Here is a 26,951-nt window from a genome sequence, read left to right on the forward strand (position 1 = left end):
GCTGGCGAGCGTGGCGGACAGCTCGGGCCGCCGCTGGCGGGCGCTCCACCCGGGTCGGTCATGCCGGGAACCCACGCGGGACGGCGGGCGGTGGCGGGGGCCGCGGCGCGGCGGGCGGCGGGCGGCGGGCGGCAGCACACGACGCGGGCAGCTCCCGTCGCCCGGTCGGGCGAAGCCGAGCCGTGGCCAGGTGGTTTGGCACCCGGGCGGGGGCCATGGCTGTCGGCGCTACTTGGCGACCGGCTCCAGGAGCCACAGTGCGCCGGCGATCAAGCAGCTGATCGTGGCCACCGCGAAGACCAGGACCCACAGCACCGGCGGGACCGCCGTGAGGCGGCCCAGCTGGTCCGCGTCCGAGTCGCGGGCCTGGCCGCGGCGTCGCTTGATCTGGAGCTCCGCCACCGGCCGCACGCCTCCGAACAGCAGGAACCACGTCACCAGGTAGCTGAACGGGGCCTGCAGTTCGACCGGCGCGACGAACGCGATCAGCGCCAGCACCGCCGCGCTGGCGACGACCGTGAACACCCCGTAGGCGTTGCGCACCATCACCAGCACGCCGAGCAGCAGCAGCGCGATCAGGACCAGCACCGTGCCGACCAGGTCGGCGCCCAGCAGGCCGGCGAACACCAGCCCCAGGACCGACGGTGCCAGGTACCCGGCCATCGCCGTGAACGCCATGCCCGGTCCCTCGGGCTTGCCGCGCGAGACGGTGACGCCCGAGGTGTCCGAATGCAGCTTGATGCCCTGCAGGCGCCGTCCGACCAGCACCGCGGCCAGCGCATGCCCGGCCTCGTGCACCATCGTCACGACGTTCCGCGCCCGCCGCCACGGCGTCCCGCCGACCAGCACCACCAGCAGCGCCACGCCGCCGGCGATGAGGGTGATCACCGCGGGGGTCTGGGCCTGCTCGAGCAGCGAACCGGCCGGCGAAGTGCCGGTGGCGGCAGCCGCGCGGAAAGCTGACAGGGCGTCACCGGACGGACCGCCGAGCGCGAAATGAACGGGCGTGCTCACCCGGACACCTCACCACAGGCGATATCTGGCTACCGTGAGTCCCCACCGCTCGCCGCTTCGCGCCTTCGGGTATTGAGTCGTTGTGGTCTCCGTTCTGTCGTCGGAACGCGGGCCGCAAGTGCGCGCACGGGCCGAGGCGCCGCCGCCACGCCGAGCCGGATCCGAGCTCGGCGAGCAGCTGCACCGGACGGCCGTTTCAGATCATCGCGACTCCCGCATCCGGGCCTCACCCTCGACCCGGAACAGGAACGACACTCAGCTGCGGAACGGCGCCCAGGCCTCCGCGATCTCCGCCAGCTCCGCGACGCCCGCGTCCGGGAGGCGGTACGCGTCGCGCATGATCTCGTGGAGGCGGGTTTCGCCGCGGGGGAAGACGTCCGGGTGACCGGCGCCGCGGATCAGGATCAGCTCCGCGCTGAACCGGCCGATGCCCGGCAGCAGCTGCAGCTGCTTCAGCGCCTCCTCCGCCGGCATCGCCCGCAGTGCCGCCGCGTCCAGCATTCCGTCGGCCGCCGCCTCGGCGATGGCACGCAGGCGCGGGATCTTCGGGCCCGGCAGCCCCGGCTGGTACTCCATCTTCGCCAGTGCGGCCGGCGCCGGGAACGCCCTCAGCGTGCTCCCGTCGACGTCGACCTCGGTGCCGTAGCGCTCGGTCAGGCGACGGCGCAGCCGGACCGCCTGCGTCATCCAGATCCGGTGGCTCAGCACCGCCCAGCACGCCGCCTCGTACGGCGACGCGAACAAGACCGGACGCAGGCCCCGGCGCAACTCCTGCAGCAGCGAAACCACCGGATCACGGGCGCCGGCCTCCGCGAACGCCGTTCCGTCGACGTCCAGCGAGCACATCCGCCGCACCTGCGCCACCACGGCGTCGGTGTGCTCGGGCGGGCTGTGGACCTCGACCGTGACCTCGCCGGGCGATCTCTGCCGCAGCACCGCTCCCACCGGCGTCCATTCGCCGTCGAGCGCGAACACCACTCGCAGCGCGCCGGGTTCGGAGTCCGGTTGCCCGGCCGGGGCGAAGCCGCTCAGGAAGCGGGCCGCCGCGGCCAGGTCGAACTCGCCGTGCACCGCGATCTCGGCCCGCGGGCGGGAAATCGTCGTCATCTGTCCTCCTCGGATCGGAACCTTGCCCGCGACGTTAGGAAGGGGCACCGACAATTCCGGGCGTCGAACGCCTGATCCCGGATTTCTTCACTCGATCGGGTGGCCCGGAGGTGGGCATACTGCCGGTATCCGAAAGCGAGGAGAACCCGTGCCGACCAGCGCATCCGACCGTCTCGAGGCCCTGCTCGAGACGCCGGCCGAGACGGAAGCCGGCTACCTCGACCTGCTGGGCGCCGCGGACCAGGCCGGTCCGCCGACGGGGCTCACGCAGCGCCTGATGCGCACCACCCTGCTCCCGCAGGTCTACGAGCGGTACTGGCGCCCCGCCCTCGGGCGCGCGCTCAAGGGCCCGTTCGGGCCGAGCATGGCGGACGAAGTCACGCTCGCCACCAAACTCCTCCGGCTGACACCGGGCCGCACGGTGCTCGACGTCGCGTGCGGAACCGGCCGGTTCACCCGGGCGTTCGGCGCGGCCGTCGGCCCGGACGGGCTGGCGATCGGGCTCGACGGCGCGCGCACCATGCTCGCCAAAGCCGTCGCCGAGGGTGGCCCGGACACCGTCGCCTACCTGCGCGCCGACGCCGTGCACCTCCCGTTGAAACCATCCACAGTGGACGCCCTCTGCTGCTTCGCCGCACTGCACATGTTCGCCGAGCCGGAGACCGCACTGGACTCTTTCGCGCGTGTGGTGAAACCGGGCGGCCGGATCGTGCTGCTGACGAGCGCCCGCCGCGGCTGGCAACCCGCGCGTCTGATCGAGTCGGCCGGCGGGGTCGTGAGCGGCCAGAAGATGTTCGACCGCGGCGAAATCGCGACGGGCCTGCGCGCCCGCGGCTTCACGAAGATCACCGAACAGTACGCCGGTGTCACGCAGATCGTCGCGGGCGAGCGCGGCTGAGCGCCGCGGATTGTCGGAGGTGCCGGTTAGCATCGCCCCATGACCCACGCCGACCCCGTCCCGCCCGACGACAGCTACCTGCGTTCCCTGGTCGAGGCCACCGCCGACGCCGTCGCGGCCGCTGAACCGCTGTCCTCGCCGCACCCCGGCGCGGACGAGGCGACGCGGGCCGAAGTGACCGCCGCGGTCGAGCGCAGCTCACCCGATCTTGTGGCGTTGAGCCAAGATCTGCACGCCCATCCCGAGGAGGGGTTCGCCGAACACCGGTCCGTGCGGGCCCTGGCCGATCTCCTGCAGCGCCGCGGCCACGAAGCCACGATCGGCGTCGGCGGGCTCGACACCGCGCTGCGCGTCAGCACACCGCCACGAGACGGGCCGCACATCGCCGTGCTCGCCGAGTACGACGCGCTGCCCGGGCTCGGCCACGCCTGCGGCCACAACGTCATCTGCACCACCGCCGCGGGCGGTTTCCTCGGCGCCGCCACCGTCGCCGGGCGGCTCGGCGGCCGCGTCAGCCTGATCGGCACGCCCGCCGAGGAAGGCGGCGGCGGCAAGGAGATCCTCGCCCGCGCCGGCGTGTTCGACGACGTCGACGCGGTGATCATGCTGCACCCGTTCAGCCACGACATCGCCCTGCACCCGTTCCTCGGGCGGCGTCAGCTGGAGATGGTCTTCCACGGTGTCGGCGCGCACGCGAGCGCCCAGCCGTTCATGGGCCGCAACGCGCTCGACGCCGCCGTCGCCGCGTACCAAGGCGTCTCGGCGCTGCGCCAGCAGCTCCCGCAGAGCGACCGCGTCCACGGCGTGTTCACCGACGGCGGCGCCCGGCCCAACGTCATCCCGGCCCGCGCCGCGCTGCTGTTCTACCTCCGGTCCCAGAACCCGGAGACCCTGCGCGACCTCGCCGCCCGTATGACGTCGATCGCCGAAGGCGCCGCGGCGATGACCGGCTGCGGCGCCGAGCTGATCTGGGACGCCCAGGCCGCCTACCTGCCGATCCGGTTCAACACCGCGCTCGCCGCGCGGTGGACGGCCAACCAGGTGATCACCGGCCGCAAACCGCTCCCGCCGGGCATCGTGCCGGAGTCGCTCACCGGTTCCACGGACCTCGGCAACCTGTCGTACCGCCTTCCCGCGCTGCACCCCATGCTCGCGGTTTCGGGCCCCACGGTGGCGTTGCACACCAAGGAGTTCGCGGCCGCGGCCGGATCGGAGACGGGCGACGCGGGCGTCCGCGACGGCGCGCTGGGCCTGGCCCTGACCGCGGCCGACTACCTCGGCGACGCCGAGTTGCGGAAGGCGGTGCACGACGAGTTCGAGGCAGCGGGAGGTGCGCTGGACGTCCCGTCGTTCTTCGCTTGAAGCCTGAAGATCAGCTGAGTTTTCTCAGCTGATTCTTCTCAGCAAAGCCTGAGGTATTTCCACAGGCTGCTCACAAGCACGGGCGCGAATCTAATCCCATGACCGAGAACGAGAGTCGGCCCGGCCCCGCCTCAACCGGTGGGCACCAGCCGCACCACAGCACTCAGCAGTACGGGCCGTACGCGCAGTACGCCTACCAGCAGCAGGCCGCGCCGAATCCGCTCTTCACGCCACCCCAGGCTCCCGGCGCCCAGGCCCCCACGGCGCTGAAGGCCAAGCCGCGCAAGGGTGGCCGGGTCGCGATGATCGTCAGCGCGACCGCGCTCGGTGCCGCGCTGGTCGGCGGCGTCGGCGGCGCGGCGATCGTCGGGCTCACGACGACTTCGGCGGACGGCGCGACGACCTCGATCAGCACGCCGGCCGCGAACGGGCAGACGGTCGCGAACTCGACCTCCGGCGACGTCAGCGCCGTCGCGGCGAAGGTCACGCCGAGTGTCGTCCAAATCAACGTCACGACCGGCCAGGGCGAGGCCATCGGCTCCGGCGTCATCCTCACTTCGGACGGCCGGATCCTGACCAACGCGCACGTCGTCGACGGCGCCCAGAACGTCGTCATCACCACGTCCGACGGCAAGAAGTACCAGGCCAGCGTGGTCGGCGCGGACACCAAGGCGGACATCGCCGTGGTCCAGGCGCAGAACGCCAGTGGCCTGACCGCGGCGAGCCTGGGCGACTCGAGCAAGCTCGCCGTCGGCCAGGAAGTGGTTGCGATCGGCTCGCCGGGCGGTCTGCAGAACACCGTCACCACCGGCATCGTCAGCGCGCTGAACCGGAACCTGTCCGACATCGGGCAGGGCGAGCAGCAGCAGCGCTCGCCGTTCAGCCGCACGTCGAACCAGAGCAACGACTCACCCAGCTACACCGCGATCCAGACCGACGCCGCGATCAACCAGGGCAACTCCGGCGGCGCGCTGGTCGACGCCCAGGGCAACGTGATCGGCATCAACTCGGCGCTGTACAGCCCTTCGGCCTCGGCCAACGGCTCGGCGGGCAGCGTCGGGATCGGGTTCGCCATCCCGATCAACGACGCGAAGAAGATCGTCGACCAGATCGTGAACAACTAGGACGCGGACGGGCCGTGGTCGGGGCGGCCCGTCCCCCCGCTTCGGGGAGCGGGAGATCGCCGCGAAGGCCGTTTCGAGAGTCGATCGGGGGCTCTCGAAACGGCCTTCGTGCTGGTCAGAGCGTGTAGGTGAGGGTCAAGTGGTGATCCTCGCCGTCGATCTCGATGTTCGCCGTCCCGGAAATCCCGGTCAGCTCGCCGGCCCCGGACCCGGTGAGGATCTTCAAGGCCATCCCCGACTCGTCGGCCGTGTGGTGCAGGACGAAGCTGCCCTTGCGGCCGTCGACCGAGACCTCGAGCCGCTCGAAGCCGACGTACGCGCGCGACGTCGCGTTGGTGGCCGTCAGCAGCTCGACCTTGCTGGTCCCTTCGACCGCCCCGGTGAACGTCTTGGCGATCGCCACCCGGGCGAGCTCGTTGCCTCCGAACTCCTCGGTTGCCTGCGGCTCCCACTGGTCGACGGTGAACGACGCGGTGGCGGTGCTGGTCATGGCTGGTTCCCTCTCTTCGGTGTGGAACCACCTTCGCAGTGAAACCTGACAGCTTGCGTCAGGTTTTGTCAGCGCCGCCGGTTGCCGAACAGCCCGCGCGTGATCTCGCGGCCCAGCGCGCTCGCCGCGGACCGCATGAACGACTTCACGGCCGGGTTCTTCATGGCGGACTCGAGGAACCCCGGTTCGTCCTTCTCGGACGCCGGAGCCTCGGGAGAAGCCTCGGGCGGGGGCGTGGCGGCGACCTTCGCGGCCAGCTTCTCGTAGGCCGACTCCCGGTCGATCGTCTCGGCGTACTTCGCGTGCAGGTCCGACGAAGCGACCGAAGCGGCAACCGCCTCGTCGCCGATCGAGCCCAGCTTCGACCGCGGCGCCCGCAGCCGCGTCCACGCCACCGGCGTCGGCGCACCCCGTTCCGAGAGCACCGTGACGACGGCCTCGCCGATACCCAGCGACGTCAACGCCGTGTCGAGCTCGTAGAACTTCGTCTTCGGGTAGGTCTTCACCGTCTTGGCCAGTGCCGCCTGGTCGTCCGGGGTGAACGCCCGCAGCGCGTGCTGGATCCGCGCGCCGAGCTGCGAGAGCACGGCGTTCGGGACGTCCGTGGGCAGCTGCGTGCAGAAGAACACGCCGACGCCCTTCGACCGGATCAGCTTCACGGTCTGCTCGATGCGCTCGAGGAACGCCTTCGACGCGTCGGCGAACAGCAGGTGGGCCTCGTCGAAGAAGAAGACGAGCTTCGGCTGGTCGAGATCCCCTTCCTCGGGCAGCTCCTCGAACAGCTCGGCCAGCAGCCACATCAGGAACGTCGAGAACAACGCCGGCTTCGACTGCAGGTCGTCCAGCTCCAGCAGCGTGACGACGCCCTTGCCGTCACGTGCGCGCATCAGGTCGTGCACGTCCAACTCGGGCTCGCCGAAGAAGTCCTCACCGCCCTGGGCCTCCAGATTGGACAGGGCACGCAGGATCACGCCGGCCGTCGCCGCCGAGACCCCGCCGATCCCCTTGAGGTCCTCCTTGCCCTCGTCGCCGGTCAGGTGCGTGATCACCGACCGGAGGTCCTTTGTGTCCAGCAACGCCAGGCCGCGCTGGTCGGCCCAGTGGAAGATCAGCCCGAGCGTCGACTCCTGCGTCTCGTTCAGCCCGAGCACCTTCGCCAGCAGCACCGGCCCGAAGCTCGTGATCGTCGCCCGGATCGGCGACCCCCTGCCGCCGGTGCCCAGCGACAGGAACTGCACCGGGAACGCCGCGCCCGCCCAGTCGTCACCGAGCTCCTGCGAACGCTTCGTGACCTTGTCGTTCGCCTCACCCGCCGCGGCCAGCCCGGACAGATCGCCCTTGACGTCGGCGAGCACCACCGGCACGCCGGCCGCCGACAACTGCTCCGAGATCAGCTGCAACGTCTTCGTCTTGCCCGTCCCGGTCGCCCCGGCGACCAGCCCGTGCCGGTTCAGCGTCGCCAACGGCAGCCGCACGGCCGCCGCCGCGTCCACCTGCCCGTCGATCACCACCGCACCCAGCTCCAGCGCGGCACCCTCACCCGCATAACCAGCGGCGATCTCACTCGCCGGCGACTCCTGCCCGTCCACGGCCCGCTCCCCGATCTGTGTCCTGCACCACACCCAACCCGGCTCGGCGAGCGTAACGCGCCGTACGCGCAGGTAACGCCCTTCATATCCCCGTGTCGGGTTAGGGTCACCAGGTGACCGACCGCCTAGTCTGGATCGACTGCGAAATGACGGGGCTCGACCTCGGCAAAGAAGCGTTGATCGAAATCGCCGCCCTCGTCACCGACGCAGAACTGAACGTGCTCGGCGACGGAGTCGACATCGTCATCCACGCCGACGAGGAAAAACTCGCCGGGATGCCCGAAATCGTCCGCGAGATGCACGCCCACTCCGGCCTCACCGAAGAAGTCCGCCGCTCCACGGTGACCCTCGAAGAAGCCGAACGCCGCGTCCTCGACTACATCCGCGAGCACGTCCCCGAACCGGGCACCGCCCCCCTCGCCGGCAACTCCATCGCCACCGACCGCGGCTTCATCGCCCGCGACATGCCCGCCCTCGACGCCCACCTGCACTACCGCATGGTCGACGTCTCCTCCGTCAAAGAACTCGTCCGCCGCTGGTACCCGCGCATCTACTACGCCAAGCCCGAGAAGGGCCTCGCCCACCGCGCCCTCGCCGACATCCGCGAATCCATCGGCGAACTCGACTACTACCGGCGCGTCGCCTTCGTCCCCCAACCCGGCCCCACCAGCGAAGAAGCCAAAGCCGCTGCCGCTGAAGTGCAGGAACAGCACCAGAGGTAACCCCCTGCAAACCCCGCGAGGGCACCCGCTACGATTACAGCCAACGAGGTGATCGCACGCGGTCCCCTCGCAGATGGTGGGCGTAGCTCAGCTGGTAGAGCACCTGGTTGTGGTCCAGGAGGTCGCGGGTTCGAAACCCGTCGCTCACCCCATTGCCCCAGGCTGGTCGGTTGCTTCGCAACCTTCCCTCAGCCTGGGGTTTCGCCTTTTTGTGGGGGTCGAACCCCCACACCCCCGCCGGGGGCTCGCCCCCGGACCCCCATCCGTGTGGTTGCGGTGCGTTGCCGGGTGTCCGTTTGGTGCTTGGGCACTGGGCCGTTCGTGGTAACGCTCACGACTGGATGGCTCAGCGTGCGGACTGCGGGGTGGGGATGCACCGTTGAGGCGTGGAACGTTCAGGTGGGAAGGTCAGGGGCCGGAAGAAGAAGCTTCGGTATGAGGACATCACCGTTGTTGATCGTTCTCTGCTGAAGCGGGCTGTGGGGGCTGCTGCCCTGGGCAACGCCATGGAGTGGTTCGACTTCGGGGTCTATGCCTACATTGCCGACACCATTGCCGAGGTGTTCTTCCCCGCCAGTGTGTCGCCTGGGGTCCGGCTGATCGGGACCTTCGGGGCCTTCACCGCCGCCTTCTTGATGCGGCCTCTCGGGGGGCTTGTCTTCGGGCCGCTCGGGGATCGGATCGGGCGGCAGAAGGTGCTCGCCGTCACCATGATCATGATGGCCATCGGCACGCTCTGTATCGGGTTGATTCCGTCCTACAGCTCGATCGGGGTCTGGTCGCCGATCCTGCTCGTGCTCGCGCGGATGGTTCAGGGCTTCTCCACTGGTGGAGAGTACGGGGGCGCCACCACCTTCATCGCCGAATACTCGCCCGACAAGCGGCGGGGCTTCATGGGGTCGTGGCTCGAGTTCGGGACACTGTCGGGGTACGTGCTCGGGGCGTCCGTCGTCACCGGGATGAAAGCCTGGGTGCCGCACGAGACGTTGCTCGACTGGGGCTGGCGCGTTCCGTTCCTGGTCGCCGGGCCGCTCGGCATCATCGGGCTCTACATGCGACTGAAGCTGGAGGAGACCCCCGCCTTCCAGAAGCACGCCGCGGAGGCCGAGAAGCGGGGTAAGTCCGGCGAACCGTTCTGGAAGATGTTCACCGAGTACTGGCCCGCGCTGCTCGTGTGCGTCGGCCTGGTGCTCGTCTTCAACGTCACCGACTACATGCTGCTGTCGTACATGCCGACGTACCTGTCCGAGCAGCTGCACCTCGACGCCACCCACGGCCTGCTGCTGATCATCGTCGTCATGGTCGTGATGATGCTCATCATCATGGTCGGCGGCCGGATCACCGACCACGTCGGCCGCAAACCCGTGATGATGGCCGGCTGCCTCGGGTTCCTCGTGCTGTCCTGGCCGCTGATGCTGCTCGTGCACGACGGCGGCCTCGTCCTCACCTTCCTCGGGCTGATGGGGCTCGGCCTGCTGCTGCTCTGCTTCGAGGTGTCGATGCCCGCGGCGCTGCCCGCGCTGTTCCCGACGGCCATCCGGTACGGCGCACTGTCCATCGCGTTCAACATCTCGGTGTCGCTCTTCGGCGGCACGACCCCGCTGGTCATGCAGTCGCTCATCTCCGCCACCGGCCACGACTTCTGGCCGGCCTGGTACCTGATGGCGGCGGGCGCGATCGGTGCCGTCGCGGTGTACTTCAGCCGCGAGACCGCGAACAAACCGCTGTGGGGCTCGGGACCCGCGGTGTCGACCGAGGCCGAAGCGCGGGAGCTGGTCCGCGACTCGGGTTAGTTCGCCGCCGTCCGCCACTCGTCCCAGGACAGCTGCCAGACGCTCCAGCCGTCGGTCGGCTCGAGCTTCGGGCCGCCGCTGTTCTGCACCGTGACGACGTCACCCTTCTTGGACGTGTCCATCAGCCACTTCGTGTTCTCGGGCGACAGGTTCAGGCAGCCGTGGCTGACGTTGCTGTGGCCCTGCTGCCGCACCGACCACGGCGCGGAGTGGTAGAAGATGCCGCTGTAGGACAGCCGGACCGCGTACTGGACGAAGGTGCTGTAGCCGCCGGGCGCGTCTTCGGGCACGCCGTAGGTGGCGGAGTTCATCGTGTAGCCGGTGTGCTCGCTCATGACGGTGTAGGTGCCCTGCGGCGTGTTGTGACCGGGTTTGCCCATGGAGGTCGGCATGGTCTTGACCTCCTTGTCGTTGATCGTGACCGTCATCTGGTGGCTCCCGCCGTCGGCGACGGCGACGAGCTTGTCGCCGACGGTGACATTGGCGCCCTTGTCCTCGCGGCCGTAGCTGCCACCGCCGAGTGGCTTGCCGTAGACGGCGGCGTCGACCTTGATCTTGGTGCCGCTCTTCCAGTAGTCCTTCGGCCGCCAGGTGACCTGCTTGTCGCCGGACCAGCGGAAGGCGCCCTCGGTGGCCGGCTCCGCGGAGACCTTCAGCGCTTTCTCGGCCGCGGCCTTGTCGGTGACGTTGCCGGTGAAGGTGAAGATCAGCGGCATCCCGACCCCGACGGTCTCGCCCTCGACGAGGTTCACGGACACGCCGAGCTGCCGGGCGGGTTTGACGGTGCTGAAGGTCGACTCCGCCGTGACCGGCTTGCCGTCGGAGCCGGTGGCGGTCGCGGTCAGCTTGTAGGTCTTGCCGTAGCCGAGCGGCTCGGCGGAGTCCCACCCGGAGCCGTCGGAGCGCGGCTTGCCGGCGACGACCTTGCCATCGGCCCCGGTCAGCTTGACGTCCCCGACCTTCCCCTCCGCAACAGCGACGCTCACCGGCTCCCCGGGCGCAACGTCCTTCGCATCCTTGGCGGGTGTGAGGGTGAGCACGGCGGGCTTCGGCGCGGGCTTGGGAGCGCTGCTGCTCGCGGAAGCGGTCTCCCGCGGAGGTTCACCCGAAGGGCTACTGCTGCACCCGGCCAAGGAGAGGCCGACCACCCCGGCGACCACCAGCAACCGCACCGTCACACCCCGCATGTCCACCCGCCTGTTTCGCCGTCGATGTCCGACTACAGTGTGCCCGACCAGCCCCGAGACCGGGGCGGCAACGCCGGAACCGGGTAGGGGGACCCCCCTGAAACGGGCCTGGAGAGCGGGTGCTAATCTTTTCCACGTCGCCGAGGGAAGCCTCCGGCAGACACCGGCGCCATTAGCTCAATTGGCAGAGCAGCTGGCTCTTAACCAGCGGGTTCGGGGTTCGAGTCCCTGATGGCGCACTCCACTGAATCGAAGCCCACCTGCGGGTATCCTTGATCACGAGGATCTCGCCGGTGGGCTTTGATCATGGATGGGACCAGCGGGAGACCGAATGGGGCCGGCTCCGCGGGGTATCTGGTCCTCTTAGGACGCCCGTAGAGCGCAGCCGCAGCAGTGACGTCCGACTCCTACCCCCTCAAGGCCTCTGACGCCTCCTGCGGCGCCGAAAAAGGCACAGGGTCACCATTTGTTCACTATTGCAAATCTAGAGTGCGAGTGATCGACGAGCTGGGTTGGTACTGCCGTCGACGGCCTACTACGACCCGCTTCGCTCCACGATCTCCATCTCCCCCATAGACGGCTCAGGCTGCGTCGACGATCCTCTCCAGGCTCTCACAGCAGCTGGCGCGTAGGGGTCCCTCTACGGTGCAACCTTGCCAGCCGACTTCCGCGTCCGCTTCGGCCTGCGGTTCTTCTTCGTGCCGTAGTGACGCGTGGCTTTCCGGGAGTCGCGGCGGACCTTCTTCGCGGTGTGCCGCGCTGCTTTCATGACCAGGTTTGCGGTGGCTTCGGCGGCCTGATGTGCCAGGCAGGGCAGCACGCTGGTGTAAGTGTCGGCGGTCAGCACGATGCTCGAGTGCCCCAGCATCACCTGCACCACCTTCAGGTCGTTCCCCGCAGCCAGCGACAAGCTCGCCGCGCCATGGCGGAGGTCGTGCAGCCGGATCGGCGGCAGGTCCGCCTCAGCGATGAGCTTGCGGAAGGCGTGGGTGACGTAGCCGGGACTCATCGGATTCCCGTACCGGTTGACGAACAAGAACCCGGTCAACGCCGCACCGGCCGGCAGCCGGCGTCTCCGCTCGGCGCGCAGGGATCGCAGCGCTGCTACTGAAATGCTGTCCAGTGCGAGGACGCGGACGCTGCTCTCGGTTTTCGGCGGGCAGACCACCGTCCGGCCATTGTGGTCTTGTACCTGGTGCGACACCTGCAGCACGCGGGCGTCCAGGTCGATGTCGCACCACCGCAGGCCTGCCGCTTCACCCCGCCGCAGCCCAAGCAACGCGACAAGCAGGTACAGCACATGCATCGGATGGTCGAAGCTGCTCTCCAGGAACGCCGCAGTCTGCGTCGCAGTCCAGACAGCCACGGCTGGACGTTCGCCGATCTGGCGCCAATGCGCCTCCCGGCCTTCGGTCCACACCACAGCACGCGGCGCCCGGAGGGAAGTTCGGTCCAATGGGCCGAGTTCCGATCGATCAGCCCACGGCGGATCGCACCGTTGAGCGCGGCATGCAGAACCCCTCGGATGCGCTGCAGCGTCGCATAAGACAAGGGCCGGGCGCGGCTCGAGTTAGTACGGATCAACGCTGCGAACATCGCCTGCACCCGCGCCACCGTCAACACCCGCAACGGCACACTTCCCAGGTAAGGCTTGAGGTAGTCGCGGACGTGCTGGGTATAGAGCCGACGAGTAGAGAAACTGAGGTTCTGGCGCATCTCCAACCAGATATCCAGCCACTGGCCAACTGTGACCACCGCCGTGGCCGGATCGATGTCGCTGCCGAGCAGGTAGCCCCGGGCTTGTTCCGCGGCGGCACGCGACGCGAACCCGCCACGCCGCACCCGATGCCGCCGCCCGTCACGACCCACCGGAAGCTCCAGCGAGAAATACCACGAACCATGCCCACGCTCGTCCAAGCACGGACAGCGGACACCGAGCCGATGTCCGCCAACCACATCCTTGCAGCTACAACGCTTGTACACGCCACCCTGTCGAGCCATCGCAACCTCCTCCACGACCACTGGAGGGCATCGTCCGCTCACTGGCTACACCATCGCAACCTAGTCAGCCGACTGCTCAACGCCGTTCTGCAAGTCCCTTCACCGGTGAACGACCCGATCGATCCTCGCGTCCCGGACCGACGGAACTTCCGGCGTCGGTCACGCACGAACACTTTCGACGCCGCTGAGTGAACACGGGCCCTCGACGCCCGAACGCGCCCGAGCACCAGCGGCAGCACGAGCAACAGGACTACGGCGGTCAGCAGGGCGCCCCTGGCCGGGTCCGGCTTGCGAGTGATTACCGACGTCGTTGGGCAGAAACAGAGCGCCGGTATAAGGAGCAGCAGGGCCGCCCGGTACGTAGATCATGAAGATCGTGGTCCGCCGGCCGGAGCCGAACACGTCGACGCTCAAGCGCGGGCTCGCCGGCGAGCCCGCGAGCTGGGCCGCAAGCCAACGGGGAGCTACCGCAGCACCACACCGGAAATGGGGCTCTGCCACGAAATCCCGCGGCCTGCGGTGATCGCGCTTAGGCCCTCACCCGCGTCACCAACGTCATGACCCGCAGAAAGCTAGGCGCGATCCAGCCAATCACCATTGAGAAATAATGCCAATCGCGCCTTTGCCTCCCCAGGGGGAGCCAAGACCTTACGAAGATTTCTGATGTACGTGAATTACTCGTTGCTCAATCGCATCTTGCACCCTCTTATCTCGACCATAAACTCCAACCGCGGGAGACCGCTCGTCCGGACTTTCACCGGGTGCCACGTAGGTAATGATATCCGGATGCTGCGAGGTGATAATCCAACCCTCAACGTCATCCGGCACAATAATGTCAAAGTCAGCCGACGGGGTACCCGGCGTAAATAGGCCATACTGAGCAATAAGCTCAATTGCCCTACTCGCCGGAGCAGAGGAAAATTGATCCGGCAGGATTACACAAGTACCATTTTCGAATAAGACCCATAGCTTACCCGAGTCAAGCATGGCATCCCATGCATCGACCAATCGCTGACTATCCATGCTCTCCATAGTGTCACAGAGTTACACCTGGGGGCAACTTCGAGCAGGAGAACGAGTTGAAGCCCTCGGACATCCGACTACTCTCCCTCGACATCCTCGATTAGTCCGGCAACCGACTTGGCATCCCAGTAGGATATGATCGCTTCTGGTTCTACATGCCCTCTAATCAGCACTTCCGCATCCTTGGAAGCATAGCTGTTTACTCGAGACCACCCGTTCGGAACACCTCGACTAATGTCCAGTACACTCTCTTTTGGAACCTTTTCTAGGTCAATCATCACAACACCATTATCACCCTGGTATTTTACCGCCGCCACCATCGGATCCTTCGTGGTCGAAATCCAACTTGAGTCCTTCTTCCCATTGACATGCGACCCGGGCGACGTATCAGCATCAGGATTCCTAGCCCTCAGACCTTCAGCCGGATCTTCGCCGTTAGCAAGAGATCGGAAGACAAAGCCTCCACCGATAACGATTTCCGCCGGAAGGACATGTTGACTAAACGCGACATCTTCGGAGATTGCATTGGTGGAAAGATAAAGATCCTCCCCACACCAGTCTTTATGATCTTCGCAGATTTTTTCCCAGATATGCGCTTCATACATGGATTGCAGATGCGGATCGGTCTCATGCACCCTGCCATACGGCTTGAAGTACTCAGCATACGCCTTCTGAAAGTCAGCGAAATGCCTCGTTCCAGCCATCATACTGAAGTGCGGGCTTATTTTGACCTTGCGCTCTGGGTCACTTTTTAGTACATGCTTATTCGCAAGCTGACCAGGACTGTAATTGCCATGGATATCAGACCCGGCAGCAGGATCGATTCCGCAGTCACCGCGCCAGCCCACACAGTAGCCGGGTGTGTCCTCGGGAGCCAGACCGGTCGGGTCACTCTTTGTGATCGGATTATTGTTTGCGTAGCTGTAGCCGTTGATCTGCTGCGGATCACCGGGGTTGAGGATCGGGTCGAGGGAGACGAACCGGCCGAGGTCGGCGTCGTAGTCGCGGGCACCCAAATGCGTCAGTCCGGTGGCTTGGTCGATCGTGCCGCCGACGAATCCGCGTTCGCCGGGCAGCTCGCCGTTCGTTCCGCGCGGGGTCCCGAAGGGCGTCTGCCGTCGTTGCTGGACCGTCAGGTCCGTGGAGTTGATCGCGATTTGGGTCGTGCCCTGGTGGTCGGCGGCCACCCAGCTCAGTTTTCCGCCGGTTCGGACCGCGATCTGCGTGCCGCCGTGGGTGTAATAACGAGTCGTCGTCGCTACCCCGGACTGCTTGTCGACCCGGACCTCCTGGTTGCCGAGGTACAGGGTCGTGCCGGTGGGGTCCCGGCGGATCAGGCGCTCGCCGTCGGCGTCGTAGAGGAAACTCGTCTGCGAGCTGCCTTCGGTGACCGTGGCAAGCCTGCTCTCCGTGTCCCAGTCCAGTGCCTGCTGCGCCGTGGCGCCGGGACGAGTCTTGGTGTTGCCGACCTGGTCGTAGGTGTACTGGGTCGTACCGGCTGGGCCCGAAGACGCGACCGAGTTCAGGATGTGTGGTTTCGGGGCTCCAGGCGCGGCGTAGGTGTACCGGCGAGTGACATCACCGGCGGCGGAATGCTGGGTGTCGGTGGTGCGGTTGCCGGACTTGTCGTAGGTGAAGGACTGCCAGTAGCGGGCCGGACCGCCGAGCCCGGTCGTGGCCGGGTCGGTGCTGCAGGGCGCGCTGGCCGGTGTCCAGGCTTCGGTGAGCCGCTGCAGGTAGTCGTAGCGGAAGCACTGGGTGTCCGCGGGTTGGTCGAGTGGGGTGTCGGCGATCGAGGTGATGGCGCCGGCGGGGTTGTAGGTGTAGTGGGTGTCGGCCTGCATGGGGTGGGCGACTTCGGCGTCGACGATGGTGTGGTCGAGCCGGCGGGTGTTCGTGTCGTAGTAGGACGACAGCCAGGCGCGGTGGCCGGTGTCGCCGAGCTGCAGGCGCTGCAGTTCCCCGTACTTGGTGTAGTCGGTCGCGGTGACGTAGTCCTCGGTTGTGTCGAGTCCGCCGTTGGTGGTGGTCGCATTGCCCAGGTCGTCGTGGACGTACAGCATGCTTTCGACAGGAAGGTCCCCGGCTTTCGGGATGCTGGCGCCGCCGAGGGTTCCGTCGGGGTCGTAGGTGGTGTAGGTGGCGTAGGTGCCGGCCAGCTGGGCACCTTCGCTGTCGGGGATGATGGTGCCCAGGATGGCGGGCTGGCCCAGCGGGCTGTACGCGTACACCTTCTTGACGTAGGCGTTGCCGTTGACCCAGCGGGTCGACGACGCGGGCTGCCCGACGCCCTTGTAGGCGGTGTCGTAGGCCCATTCGGCGAGCTTGGGCCCGGTGGTACTGCCCTGGTAAAGCCCGGTCTTGCGGCCCAGGTGGTCGTAGCTGTACGCGAGCGTGACGTTGCGCGCGTCGGTGCTGGTGGCCAGCTGGTTGAGCTTGTCGTAGGTGTAGGTCGTCGATCCGCGGTCGGGGTCGACGGCTTGGTTCAGCGAGCCGTGCAGGTTGTAGCCGTAGGACCAGTGGTTGCCACTGGAGTCTGTAACTCCGGCGAGCTGGCCTGCCGGGGTGTAGGTGTAAGTGGTTTCGTCGTAGTCGCCCGTCGGCTCGGCGCCGTGGTACTGGCGGAGGTTGCGGGTGTGGCCGCGGGCGTCGGTGATCGTGGTGGTCGGGGTGCCGCCGCCGGGTGGGGTGACACTGACCTGGTCGCCACCGTAGGTCGTGGTGGTGCGCCAGCGCTCGTTGGCGCCGGTCTTGTAGATGGCCGCGACGGGTCGTTCCGCGCCGTCGAACTCGGTGGTGGTGAAGCCGGGAATCTCGGTGTCGCTGGCGACCCACAGGTCGGTGTCGACCGGCTGGTCGTTGTAGAACGGCTGGGTCGTTTTGAACGTGCGGCCGTGGGAGTCGTAACGGGTGTCGACCAGCAGCCGGCCACCGCCTGGCGCCGGGGTTTGGACCTGCCGGGTGCGGTAGAGGCTGTCAAGGATCGTCGTCGAGGTGGTGAAGTTGCCGTTCGGCCCGATCCGAGTGGTGGAGACGGCGCTGGGCTTGTCGTTGCGGACGTCGTAGGTGAATCGAGCGGTGCCTTGCGGGTTGGACGAGCGGGGCCGGTTCGGTGCCCAGACCTCGGTGGTGCGCCCCAGGGCGTCGTAGGTGCTTTCGGTGATCCAGCTGTTGAGGTCGGTGACGGTCAGCGGTGTCCCCCACGCGGGCTCGTAGACCCTGGTGGTCTTCTGGTTGAGCGCGTTGGTCAGCACCAGCTGGGTCACCGGTCCGCCGGTCGCCGGCGTGTAGGTCGACTTCGTCGTGTTCCCGTCCGCGTCGGTGACCGCGGTCGCGCGCCCGTGCACGTCGTAGGTGGTGGTGGCGACGGTCCGGTACTGCGGAGTGGCTCCGTCGTAGTGGTCGATCTCTTCGGCGAGGGTGATATCGCCCTTGGTCGGCGGGGTGCCGCTGGGCTGCGGCGTCCCGTCGCCGCGCGTGTCGTAGGAGGTGCGGGTGTCGGAGACCGTGTCGCGCGGGTACTGGGGGGTCTGGCTGCAGTTGACGGCGGTGGTTTCGACGCGCGAGGCGAACTGCATCAGCCACAGGGCGGTGTTCTGCGCGTAGGTCGTGGTCGTGCACTGGTCGTCGTCGGCGACGTTGACGTCACCCAGGTCGTTGACCTTGGTCGGCAGCCCGTATTGGTCGTACTCCGTGGTGACCTTGGTCGTGCGCCATCCGCCGGCGGCGAGCGCGGTGAACGCGCGCTCGGTGCCGGTGCGCACCATGTAGGCACTGAACGACCCCCGGGTTGCGGTGGGACCGGTCCAGCTGGGGTCGGTGATGGACTTACTGACGACGGGCCCGTTCTCGCCGTTCTTGGTGACGCTCTCGAACGAGAAACCACGCAGCCAGTTCTCGTCGGCGTGCGTGCCGCCCTCACTGTCGGACAGCGTGACCGCCCGGGTGCCGCCATTGGGAAGCTTGTCCCCGTTCATGCCGCGGTAGTAACGGCTCTCGGCGTAACTGGTGGACCCGGTGAGGTCGTCGGACTTGCCGGTGCGAACGATGACCCGGCCGAACCCGCGGAAGTCGTCCCAGGTCTTCTTGTCCTCCGGCGTGAACTCGGACGTGCTGAAGTGCCAGGCCGCGCCGTCGGGGTACTCGTAGCTGGTGACCTGCTCGGTGCTGGAGCTGATCCGATCGGATTGGACGACCGAGGCGACGACGTACTTGTTGAAGTAATCGGTGCGCTCGGCGTAGTTGCGTTTCGCCCACGTCGCCGGGTAGCAGCGCTTGGTGTTGGTCTCCGGCTTGTCCGGCAATGCCCCGGGACCACAGTCGGATGCCGCGTAGTTGACGGTGGTGACGCCGCCGGACTCGGACACGATGGCCGAGAGTCGGTAGCGGTTGAGCGGCCCGATACCGTCGGACACGTCACCCTTGTCGGCGCGGTTGGCCAGCTTCTTGCCCTCGAAGGTGACAGCGGGCAACGTGATCGGGGTACCGACCAGACCGGTGTGGGTGATGCCCTTCAGCCACAGTGCGGCCTTCTCGCCGTCACCGGGGTCCGGGAAGGTCTGCTCGAGCGTCCAGCTGTCGACGTCGGAGTAGTCCGTGCCCTTGCGGACTTTCGTGGTGATCTTGGCTAGCCGTTTGGTGGACCAGAACGTCGGGGAGTAGTGGTCCTTGCAGTCGGCCCCGCAGCGTTCACCGAGCGGGACGTCCGGCCAGTTCTCCGGATGGTCGAAGGTGCACAGGCTGCTGCCGGGAACACAGCGGTCGCCGGTGTCGAAAACGACCTTGCCCGACGCCGGCGCGGAGTCGCCGTCACGCAACCCGTACTGCACCTCTTTGAGGGCTCCGCCGCGCACGTAGGACACCGGGGTGTTCTTGACGTTCTGGCCGTACGTACCGGTCTCGACGTCATAGGTGTAGAGGATCATGTTGCCGTGCCGGTCGACGACCTTGTCGAGGTTCCACCGGTAGCCCTGCACGCACGCGGAGTTCTCGAACCTGCCGTCGGCAGCGTGGCACGGCTCACCCGCGTCATCGCCGTAGACCGGCACGGTCCAGGTCGAGTTTGCGCCCGAGGTGACGCCGAAGAAGTACTGGGTGCCGTCGAGCGTGGTAATTTTCCACGCTTCGCCGTCGTGAGCGCCGTTGCCCGCGCCGGTGAGGTGTTCGATGCGAGCACCGTTGTCTGACTTCTGGCGCCAGACGTTCTTGGCCGTGTCGTGGATCAGGGGGCCACCGCTGCCGTTGTAGGACGCTGTGGCGTTGTCGCTCTTCCAGCACAGGTCACCCACCTGCGGTGGGGTGGTCCCGCCTTCCTTGTCGTCGACGCAGGAGCCGTAGGTGCGTTCGATGAAGCCCGGGTTGAGCTCCCAGCCGTCGCCGATCCAGGAGGCTTGGTTGTTAGTCGCGCTGGTGCGTCCGTCGATCTCCGTCGAGTTGTAGCCGAGCGCCAGATCGGGCGTGAGGCCACCGGATGCGGGTGGCACACGCAGCGGGTACGACCAGGTGAAGTCACCGGTCTGCTCCGAGACGTCCCAGGTCGCCGAGGGCGACAACGAGGTCGCCTTGCTCGTTCCTCCACCGTCCGGCGCAGTCGATCCGGTCCCCTGGTTACCGCTCAGCGCGTGCGCGCTGGCCTCGTCCGGAGCCCGTGGGGTCATGGTCTGCTTGGCGACGTTCGTCGAGTCCGTGTTCGGCAGCGGGACGCTGGGGCCGACAGCCGCGTTCGCGATGCCGGTCGTGCTGACCATCGTCATCACCAAGGCGCAGGTCAACACCGTGGTGAGAGTTCTCGGACGGCTGAAGGCGGCCGTGCGCATCGTTCCTCCAGGGACGGTGAAAGGTCGGGACTCGGGGATGCGGTCGTTCGACCGATCAGCCCGGAGGTGCCGGGAACGCAGGCGTAACGGCGGGCAGCGTGGCCAGGGTGTAGCCGAGGAGGGTGTCGACCGTGCCGCCGTAACAGTCGGGTGAGTTCGCGGTGATGGTGTCGACGCCCGGGAAAACGCAGCGGTAGAGAGGCTGACTGGCCATCCCGTCCGGCGGCGCGGTCCAGATCTCACCGATCGTGCCGAGTACGGTCTTCCCGTCGCAGGCGGCGTCGGTGGAGAGGAACTTGTCGAAGTCGTTGGCGCAGCTGAGCAGGGGCCGGGTGCCGGCTCGGGAGGCCAGCGGCAGGTAGCCCTGGAACACCACGGCCGTGTAGCCGGGCAACCCGCCCGTGGTGGTCGCCATCCGGTCTATCGCCCGGTTGTTGTCGGACATGGACAGCGCCGCGTAGGCGATGGTGTAGCCGAGCATCACCTCGCGTGTCGCGCCACCGCAGTCGGCCTGTCGGCTGTCGAACCGTTCGGTACCGGTGGTGCAGCGGTAGATCGCGATGCTGGGGACATTGGTGGGTTGCTGGGTGAAGACCTTGCCGATGGCGCCGTTGACGGTCTTGCCTTCGCAGGCGTTGTCGGTCGAGGTGAACCCGTCAGCGCCGTCTTGGCAGGAGTAGAGCGTCGTGGTGCTGGCACTGTCGCCGCTGACGAGCATGCCGAGCATGTCGTCGACGTGGTAGCCCGCCGCAGCCGGGTTGCTGGTGGCACCGGTGTAGCGTTCACCCACGCCGTTGACGTACCGGCCGAGCTGTCCCGCAGCGATTGTGGGCCACGCAGCGTTCTTCGCGATCGAGGCTTCGGTGAGCACCCCGTAGCTGGTGGATGCCTCGTCGATGCTGCCGGGGAAGAAGTCCGCTGCGACGCCGTTCCGCAGATCCCGGCCGATGCTCAGACCGCTGGGCGCGGCCCACGGTGACACATTCGAGCGCGAACCACCGAGCTGCCCGTCGACGTACAACCGCAGTTGCCCAGCGCCTTCGTCATAGACCCCGGTCAGGTGTGTCCAGCGGTTGACCACCGGGATCTGGAAGGAAGCAGCATAGGTGAACGGGGACGAGTCCTGGTCCGCCGCCGGCGTACCGAACACCCAGCGGTTGAGCTCTGGCCGGTACTGCAGCACGAACCCGCTCATCCGGGCCCCGTCCTGGCCGAGGACCGTGGCAACCTGGTCCGTGCGCGACAGCTTGGCCCAGGCCGACACGCTGAAGCTCGCGGTCATCGGCACGCCCACCCCGGGCGCCGTCGCTTGCCCGGCGCTGCCATCGAACTGCAGCCCCTTTCCACTGATCCCGGGAGCTGACGTCACGCCGCCGGAGAGGACGGCGTCGTTGTGCCGCCACGAGTAGTCCTTGCCGGTGCCGGCATCGAAGTGCCAGTCCCCTGCCGCTGCTTCGATGACATCCGCCGTCACCTTGCGGACCTCACCGTCGCTCACTGCCCGGCCGAACACGCGGACGTCGTCGATCGGGCCGGGGAAGAACCCTGTGTTGGAGCCGTTCCACTTGCCGCTTCCGAGCGTGAACGGACCCGTGATGCCGGCCAGGGTGACACCGACCTGGACCGTGGTGAGCGCGCCGTTGACGTAGAGCTTGACGACGTGGCGCACCGCGTCGTAGCTCATCGCGAGGTGAGTCCACTCGTTCGTGACCACCGCAACGTTCGACACGACGGCTGTGACAGCTGGATCGTTCTGATCGGACTGCGGGATCACCACCGCCCACTTGTGCAGCGTGCCGTTGTACTGAACCTGGAACCCGCTGACCGCCGCGCCGCTTTGACCGAAGACCGTGTAATTGGCGTCGTCCGCTTTGGACAGCACCGCCCACGCGGAAATCGAGAAACTCTGGCCGGCGTTGACGACCTGCCCGGACGTAACGGCGTGTCCGGTGATGCCGTCCAGCCACGGTCCGCCGCCGCTGCGGCCTCCAGCCCACTGATAGCCCCCGTACAAGGTGGCGTCATGCCCCTGGCCGCTCATGTCCTGAACACGTGCCGCGCCGATATTCTCGTCGAAGTCCCACTTCGCGACGTCCGCCGCCGGCAGCGTCGCCGGGCTCGTGTCGAGAGCGGGGTAGGAGCCGTAGAGCGACAAGATGTGGTCCCGGTCCAGGGCGCCCGCGTAGAGGCGGACATCGTCGATAGAGCCGGGCCAGAACTGAGCGGCTTGCCCGAGATCCCGGCCCCGCCCGAGCACGGCACCCCCCGTAGCCCGCCAGGCGGTGTTGAGGGTGCCGTCGCCGACCCGCTTGCCGTCGACGTACAGCCAGGTCTTGTGTGACTGCTTGTCGTAGACGCCAGTCAGGTGAGTCCAGGTGTTGATTTCGGCAGGCAGCGTGGACACGGCGGCCTTGGTCACGACGGCGTTGTCACTGTCGGACTCGGCCATCTCGAACACCCACTTGCCACACGCATTCGGATCACCCGGCATACCGTCGAAACAGAGCGCGCTCATGCCATCCGCGACATGCCCGAGACGGAACTTGCTGGTGCGACTCCCGTCGATGCTGACCGCCGTGAACTTGGACACCACGTCGCTCTTGCGGTCGAGGTACACCCACGCGGACACGGTGAAGCTGTCGTCGGTTCGCAGGTCGACGCCGGTGGTGGAGACGGCGCCCTTGGTGCCGTCGAGCTTGACGGCGTTACCGGTCCGACCTGGTACCAGCTGAGCGCCGGCGCTGAGGGTGCCCGGGCGGGCACCGATCGAGTCCGCGGTGTTGGTGCCGCTGGATTCGTCGAGCTGCCAATCGTGTACCAGGGCGAGGTCACGGCCGGCCATCGTGCGGATTTCGTCGGTGAACAAGGGACGGCTGTAAACCTTGACGTCGTCGACCGCACCGACCAACTGGTTGCGCCAAGTGTCGGCCCACATCGCACGGCCGATGTCGAACTCGCCGGTCGCGTTCCACGGCGTGCTCATCGTCCCCGTCGCCGACAGCGTGCCGTTGACGAACAGCTGCATCTCACCGGTGGCGGCGTTGTAGGTCGCGGCGAGGTGAGTCCAAACCCCGGTCTGAACCGGCTGCGCCGACCGTACCCTGGGCGTCGAGGACGGCCAGTCGGCGTCACTGCCGTTCATCCCGAACGCCCACCGGTCGTCGGCGGATCCGCTGTAGCCGAGTGTGAACACAGAGGTCCGCGTGCCGGTCTGGCTCGCGACCGCGCCCCAATCCGCGGTCTTGCTTCCCAGCTTGACCCACGCGGCTACGGAGAAGCTCTTGCCGGTGTCAACGGCCGGAGCCGAACTGAGGTAGCCGACGGAACCGTTGAAACTTGCGGCCAGGTCGCTCGGGTCCGGGTTGTTGGTCTGGCCCGGCGCCCAGTCGAGGCTTCCGTTAACCGTGCCGTTCTTCCCGTTGCCGGAGGTGTCCTGGGCGTTGCCGTCGAGCTTCCAGGTCGCGGCGGTGACGTTGCTCTGGGCGACGATGCCCTGGATCTCGTTGGCGGACAGAGGACGGGTGTAGGCCCGGACCTCGTCGATGTCTCCTGCCCAGAAGCCGGTGGCGGCACCATACTGTCCGCGGCCGATCACGAACGGCCCGTTCGCCGTCCACGGTGTCGTGGGCGCGGCCGCGGTGGCAGCTTGGACCCCGTTGACGTATAGGGTGATGGTCTTGGCCGTGCCGTCGTAAACGCCGGTCAGGTGCGTCCACACACCGGTCTGGACAGTACCGGCCGCCGACCGCGCTTCGACGGGGGTGCTGCCGACGGCATCGGACGAGTTCATCCCGAAGATCCACGAGCCGTTGGCCTGCTTGAGGTGTAGGCCGCTGACGGTCGTCCCGTCCTGGGTGACGGCGGCCATGTCCGCGAGCTTGCCCGGCTTGACCCACGCCCCGACGGTGAAACTCTGATCAGTCCGCAACGCCGGGCCCGACGTGGCGGCGTAGCCCCGGGTGCCGTCGAAGCCGACCGCACCGTTGACCGCACCGGCCTGGGTGAAAGCCGCTCCCGGCTGCAGGACAGCCATTTCGCCGCCCGCGGTGGCGTTGCGGGCGGTCGTCCCGCCGGCTTCGTCGAAGTTCCAATACCCGCTGGCGACGTTGTCGCGGGTCACGATCGATTTGACCTCCGCGTCGCTCAGCGCGCGGTCGTAGGAGCGGACCTCGTCAGCCGCGCCCGACAGGTAGCCGCCGCCGACCGCCCGACCGACCGCGAACTCGCCAGCCGCCGCCCACGGCGTGGTCCACGGTTGTGTTCCAGCGAGATCACCGTTGACATACAGGCGGATTTGCCCGGCCGCGGCGTCGTATACACCGGCCAGGTGGGTCCATGTTCCGACCTGAGACGGCTCGGCGGACAAGACGGTGGTCGTCGCCGCGGAGGGGTTGTCCGCGACCCGCAGCGTGAAGGCCCATTTGTCGATGCCGCTGCCAGGGTAGCCAAGGGTGACCATCGAGGCGGTCGTGCCGTTCTGGCTCAACAGCACCGACCAGTCGCCGGACTTTCGGGCGAGGTTGACCCACCCGGCGAAGGTGAAGCTCGCCCCGGTGCTCGCCGACGCGGGGGCAGTGACGTAGTCGGAGACGCCGTCGAGACGGATCGCGGAACCGATCGCGCCCGGGGTGTAGGCCGGGTTGCCGTGCAGGGTGGCATCCCGGAACCCGAGCGTTGCGGTGTCCTTGGTGTTCCCGTCGAACGACCACTGGGCCAGGGGGCCGTTCCCCGCCCGTACGTAGAAGTGGTACACCCTGTTCGGACTACGGTGACCTGCCCGATCGACGCTCTGCACGTACAGATCCCGAGGCCCGTCACCAGGCGGTGTCAACTTCACCGATGCGTTGCCACCCAACGAATCGGCGTCGACCGCTGTGGCCGGCGGGTCGTTCCAGCCGTACAGGAAGTGATCGACGTCGGTGACGCCGTTGGCCCCGAAGGTGAACGTGTCGGGTACGCCCACTCCGCCGTGCCACAGGTTGTCCTCGCGATACAGCGAGGCCGACACAGCCGGCGCCTTGTCGACGCCGACTTGGTCGACGATGAATGGGCCCGGCCCGTTGCGCCAGTCACCGCCGTCAAGGCCGTCACTGCCCCATGCCGTCCAGGTGATCCGCTGACCGTTCCGGTCACGCAAATCCACGTCAGTGCTGAAATACGCACCCGACGCCTGGTAGGGGCCTGCGTCGCGGTGGTCCGTGCCGGGACCTCCGTAGATGTCCCAGATGGGGCGGAGCTGGTCGTTGCCGTCCGGATCCGACAACCGCGTCAGCAGCCGGATCGAGTTGTCCGCCACGTACGGGACGCCATCGCACCAGCGGCACGGCGTCGGCAACGGGGGGTCCGTCTTCATCTCATACGGCGGGTTCGGGCGAGTGTTGTACCAGACTCGCAAGAGCGTGCTGGGCACGTCGAACCGACGCCAGTCAGTGGACAGCGACTCGTTCGCGGCGCGCACGAAGTAGGTCGAGACCCCGCCGGGGTTGATGTTGCCCGGCTGCGGACTGAACCGGACGCTCTGATAGGCCCCGCAGCTGTCGCCGCCGCCGACACCGGCGTCCGCCACCCAGTGCCCGGAGGGCATGTTGTTCCAGTTGGTGTCCCAGCCGAGACCCCAGTCGGCGTAGTACAGCTGGTGGGTTGCGGTGGAGCATTGTGGACCGTGTACCACGGTGGTGTCGAAGGCCGTACTCGAGATCGCACGACCGGCGAGGAAACTGGTGTCGAACTGGAAGTACGTGCGGGCGATCTTGATGTTGTTACAGTTCGAGCCGTAGCACTGGCCGGACTTCGCCCAGGCGTCGCCGTCGTGCGTGCCGTTGACATAGCTGTCCTTGGGGTAGCCGGAGAACACTTTCGCCCACATCGACTGGTTCCAGGAAATCATGTCCGGATCCACGACAACTGGGAACCGGGTCGCCGGATCCGCCAACATCGCCACATCGGGCTTCAACCGCAGCGTCGAGCCGTCCACCGAAACCCCCACGCGGGCCGAGGCGACCTCAGGGCCGCGGGCATCCCACATCGATGCCGACGGCGACACGAACACCGACTTCCCGGCATCGTCGAGCGCCCGCATCCGCCCTTCGGCATCGGTCTCGATACGCAGGCCCTCCGTTTTGAGGGTGAGAGCGACATCCCGAAGTGCGGGGTTCTTCGCCGCCGTCTCGTCCCGGACGACCAGATGCTGGTCATACCCGTCGACACGCGCCCGCATCACCAAGTCCACACCAGGCAGCACATCGCGATATGTGGCAGCACCGTCCTGAAGTGACGGCTTCGGCAACCGTTCCGGCCACGACAAGCTGATCCGCTTGCCATCCCGCGCGAACTCGACCAACGGCGCATCGCCGCCATCGGAGAAAGCGAGATCATCGACTGTCGCTTTCGGACGAACCAGTCCGCCTGCCGACGGCGCCAGCGTCGTGTCAACCGGAACCCAGCTGTCACCGCGGCGGACCCGCGTCGGTGCCGCGGACAGCTCGGCGGACAGTAGCCCGTTCGGCTCAGCGACCACTCGCTTGGTTTCGGTGGTCAGATTCGCCACCTCCACGGGCGTCCCCTGCCGCCGCGCGGCCGCGAACGCCGCAGCCTCGTCCGCAGCGGACGCGACCGGAACAACAGGCGGACCAGCGGGCCCACCGCCCGTCAAGACCACCAGCACACCGGTCAAAACGACCACGACCAGGCAAAACGCGCGCAGCTTCACGCCACGCGCCGACACCCGACGCATCACAGCAGAGGACCCCCTCGGTCCGGTCGACGCGCGTCCCCGACGCCACGCAACCACAAAGTAAGGAGAACAATTCACGATCATCAAGGCTC

The 26,951-nt window shown here is 67.4% G+C and carries 13 protein-coding genes, 2 tRNA genes and 1 pseudogene; 7 read left to right on the forward strand and 9 right to left on the reverse strand.

Annotated features, from left to right (window positions below):
* Window positions 1–228: 228 nt before the first annotated feature.
* Both QRY02_RS26210 and QRY02_RS26215 read right to left on the reverse strand, forming a co-directional pair.
* Entirely contained in the window at window positions 229–1,014 is a 786-nt protein-coding gene (locus tag QRY02_RS26210) for a M50 family metallopeptidase (protein ID WP_285985504.1), read from the reverse strand.
* Between the two features lie 255 nt (window positions 1,015–1,269).
* Window positions 1,270–2,121 carry a DNA-3-methyladenine glycosylase family protein gene (locus QRY02_RS26215; protein WP_285985505.1) on the reverse strand — a complete coding sequence of 284 codons (852 nt, stop codon included), beginning with the start codon at window positions 2,119–2,121 and terminating at the stop codon, window positions 1,270–1,272.
* A gap of 148 nt (window positions 2,122–2,269) precedes the next feature.
* Between QRY02_RS26215 and QRY02_RS26220 the strand changes: the two genes are divergently transcribed.
* The 3 genes from QRY02_RS26220 (at window position 2,270) to QRY02_RS26230 (ending at window position 5,505) form a co-directional block, all read left to right on the forward strand.
* Window positions 2,270–3,019, forward strand: coding sequence for a class I SAM-dependent methyltransferase (locus tag QRY02_RS26220; protein ID WP_285985506.1), 750 nt, complete (start codon window positions 2,270–2,272; stop codon window positions 3,017–3,019).
* Window positions 3,020–3,058: 39 nt separating this feature from the next.
* Complete coding sequence (locus QRY02_RS26225; RefSeq protein ID WP_285985507.1) at window positions 3,059–4,381, forward strand: M20 family metallopeptidase; 1,323 nt, start codon at window positions 3,059–3,061, stop codon at window positions 4,379–4,381.
* A 98-nt stretch (window positions 4,382–4,479) separates the two neighbouring features.
* A complete protein-coding gene (locus QRY02_RS26230; protein ID WP_285985508.1) occupies window positions 4,480–5,505 on the forward strand; it encodes a S1C family serine protease in 1,026 nt (341 codons plus the stop codon).
* 115 nt (window positions 5,506–5,620) lie between these two features.
* Here QRY02_RS26230 and QRY02_RS26235 read toward each other — a convergent pair whose 3' ends face one another.
* Entirely contained in the window at window positions 5,621–5,995 is a 375-nt protein-coding gene (locus QRY02_RS26235) for a DUF3224 domain-containing protein (RefSeq protein ID WP_285985509.1), read from the reverse strand.
* Between the two features lie 68 nt (window positions 5,996–6,063).
* Window positions 6,064–7,584: a helicase HerA-like domain-containing protein gene (locus QRY02_RS26240; protein WP_285985510.1), complete on the reverse strand. Its 1,521-nt coding sequence runs from the start codon at window positions 7,582–7,584 to the stop codon at window positions 6,064–6,066.
* A 113-nt stretch (window positions 7,585–7,697) separates the two neighbouring features.
* Here QRY02_RS26240 and orn point away from each other — a divergent pair, with 113 nt between their 5' ends.
* The 3 genes from orn (at window position 7,698) to proP (ending at window position 10,099) form a co-directional block, all read left to right on the forward strand.
* Complete coding sequence (gene orn, locus QRY02_RS26245; RefSeq protein ID WP_071831683.1) at window positions 7,698–8,306, forward strand: oligoribonuclease; 609 nt, start codon at window positions 7,698–7,700, stop codon at window positions 8,304–8,306.
* Between the two features lie 76 nt (window positions 8,307–8,382).
* Window positions 8,383–8,458, forward strand: a tRNA-His gene (locus tag QRY02_RS26250).
* A 234-nt stretch (window positions 8,459–8,692) separates the two neighbouring features.
* Window positions 8,693–10,099, forward strand: a complete 1,407-nt coding sequence (proP, locus tag QRY02_RS26255) for a glycine betaine/L-proline transporter ProP (RefSeq protein WP_285985511.1) — start codon at window positions 8,693–8,695, stop codon at window positions 10,097–10,099.
* Here the strand turns inward: proP and QRY02_RS26260 are convergent.
* A complete protein-coding gene (locus QRY02_RS26260; protein WP_285985512.1) occupies window positions 10,096–11,286 on the reverse strand; it encodes a L,D-transpeptidase in 1,191 nt (396 codons plus the stop codon). The two genes, proP and QRY02_RS26260, sit on opposite strands and share 4 nt — an antisense overlap.
* A gap of 166 nt (window positions 11,287–11,452) precedes the next feature.
* On the opposite strand from QRY02_RS26260, the gene QRY02_RS26265 reads away from it, so the two are divergent.
* Window positions 11,453–11,525 (forward strand) — tRNA-Lys (locus QRY02_RS26265).
* 401 nt (window positions 11,526–11,926) lie between these two features.
* Here QRY02_RS26265 and QRY02_RS26270 read toward each other — a convergent pair.
* From QRY02_RS26270 to QRY02_RS26280, 4 genes and pseudogenes are all read right to left on the reverse strand, one after another.
* Complete coding sequence (locus tag QRY02_RS26270; protein ID WP_285985513.1) at window positions 11,927–12,652, reverse strand: site-specific integrase; 726 nt, start codon at window positions 12,650–12,652, stop codon at window positions 11,927–11,929.
* A gap of 242 nt (window positions 12,653–12,894) precedes the next feature.
* Window positions 12,895–13,287: pseudogene (locus QRY02_RS48695) on the reverse strand (tyrosine-type recombinase/integrase); the annotation flags it as partial.
* 1,100 nt (window positions 13,288–14,387) lie between these two features.
* On the reverse strand, window positions 14,388–20,126 hold the full coding sequence (locus QRY02_RS26275; RefSeq protein WP_285985514.1) for an RHS repeat-associated core domain-containing protein: 5,739 nt from the start codon (window positions 20,124–20,126) through the stop codon (window positions 14,388–14,390).
* A 55-nt stretch (window positions 20,127–20,181) separates the two neighbouring features.
* Entirely contained in the window at window positions 20,182–26,835 is a 6,654-nt protein-coding gene (locus QRY02_RS26280; RefSeq protein ID WP_285985515.1) for a LamG domain-containing protein, read from the reverse strand.
* Window positions 26,836–26,951 lie beyond the last annotated feature (116 nt).

It is taken from the genome of Amycolatopsis sp. DG1A-15b (genome assembly GCF_030285645.1).
Taxonomy (GTDB): Bacteria; Actinomycetota; Actinomycetes; order Mycobacteriales; family Pseudonocardiaceae; genus Amycolatopsis.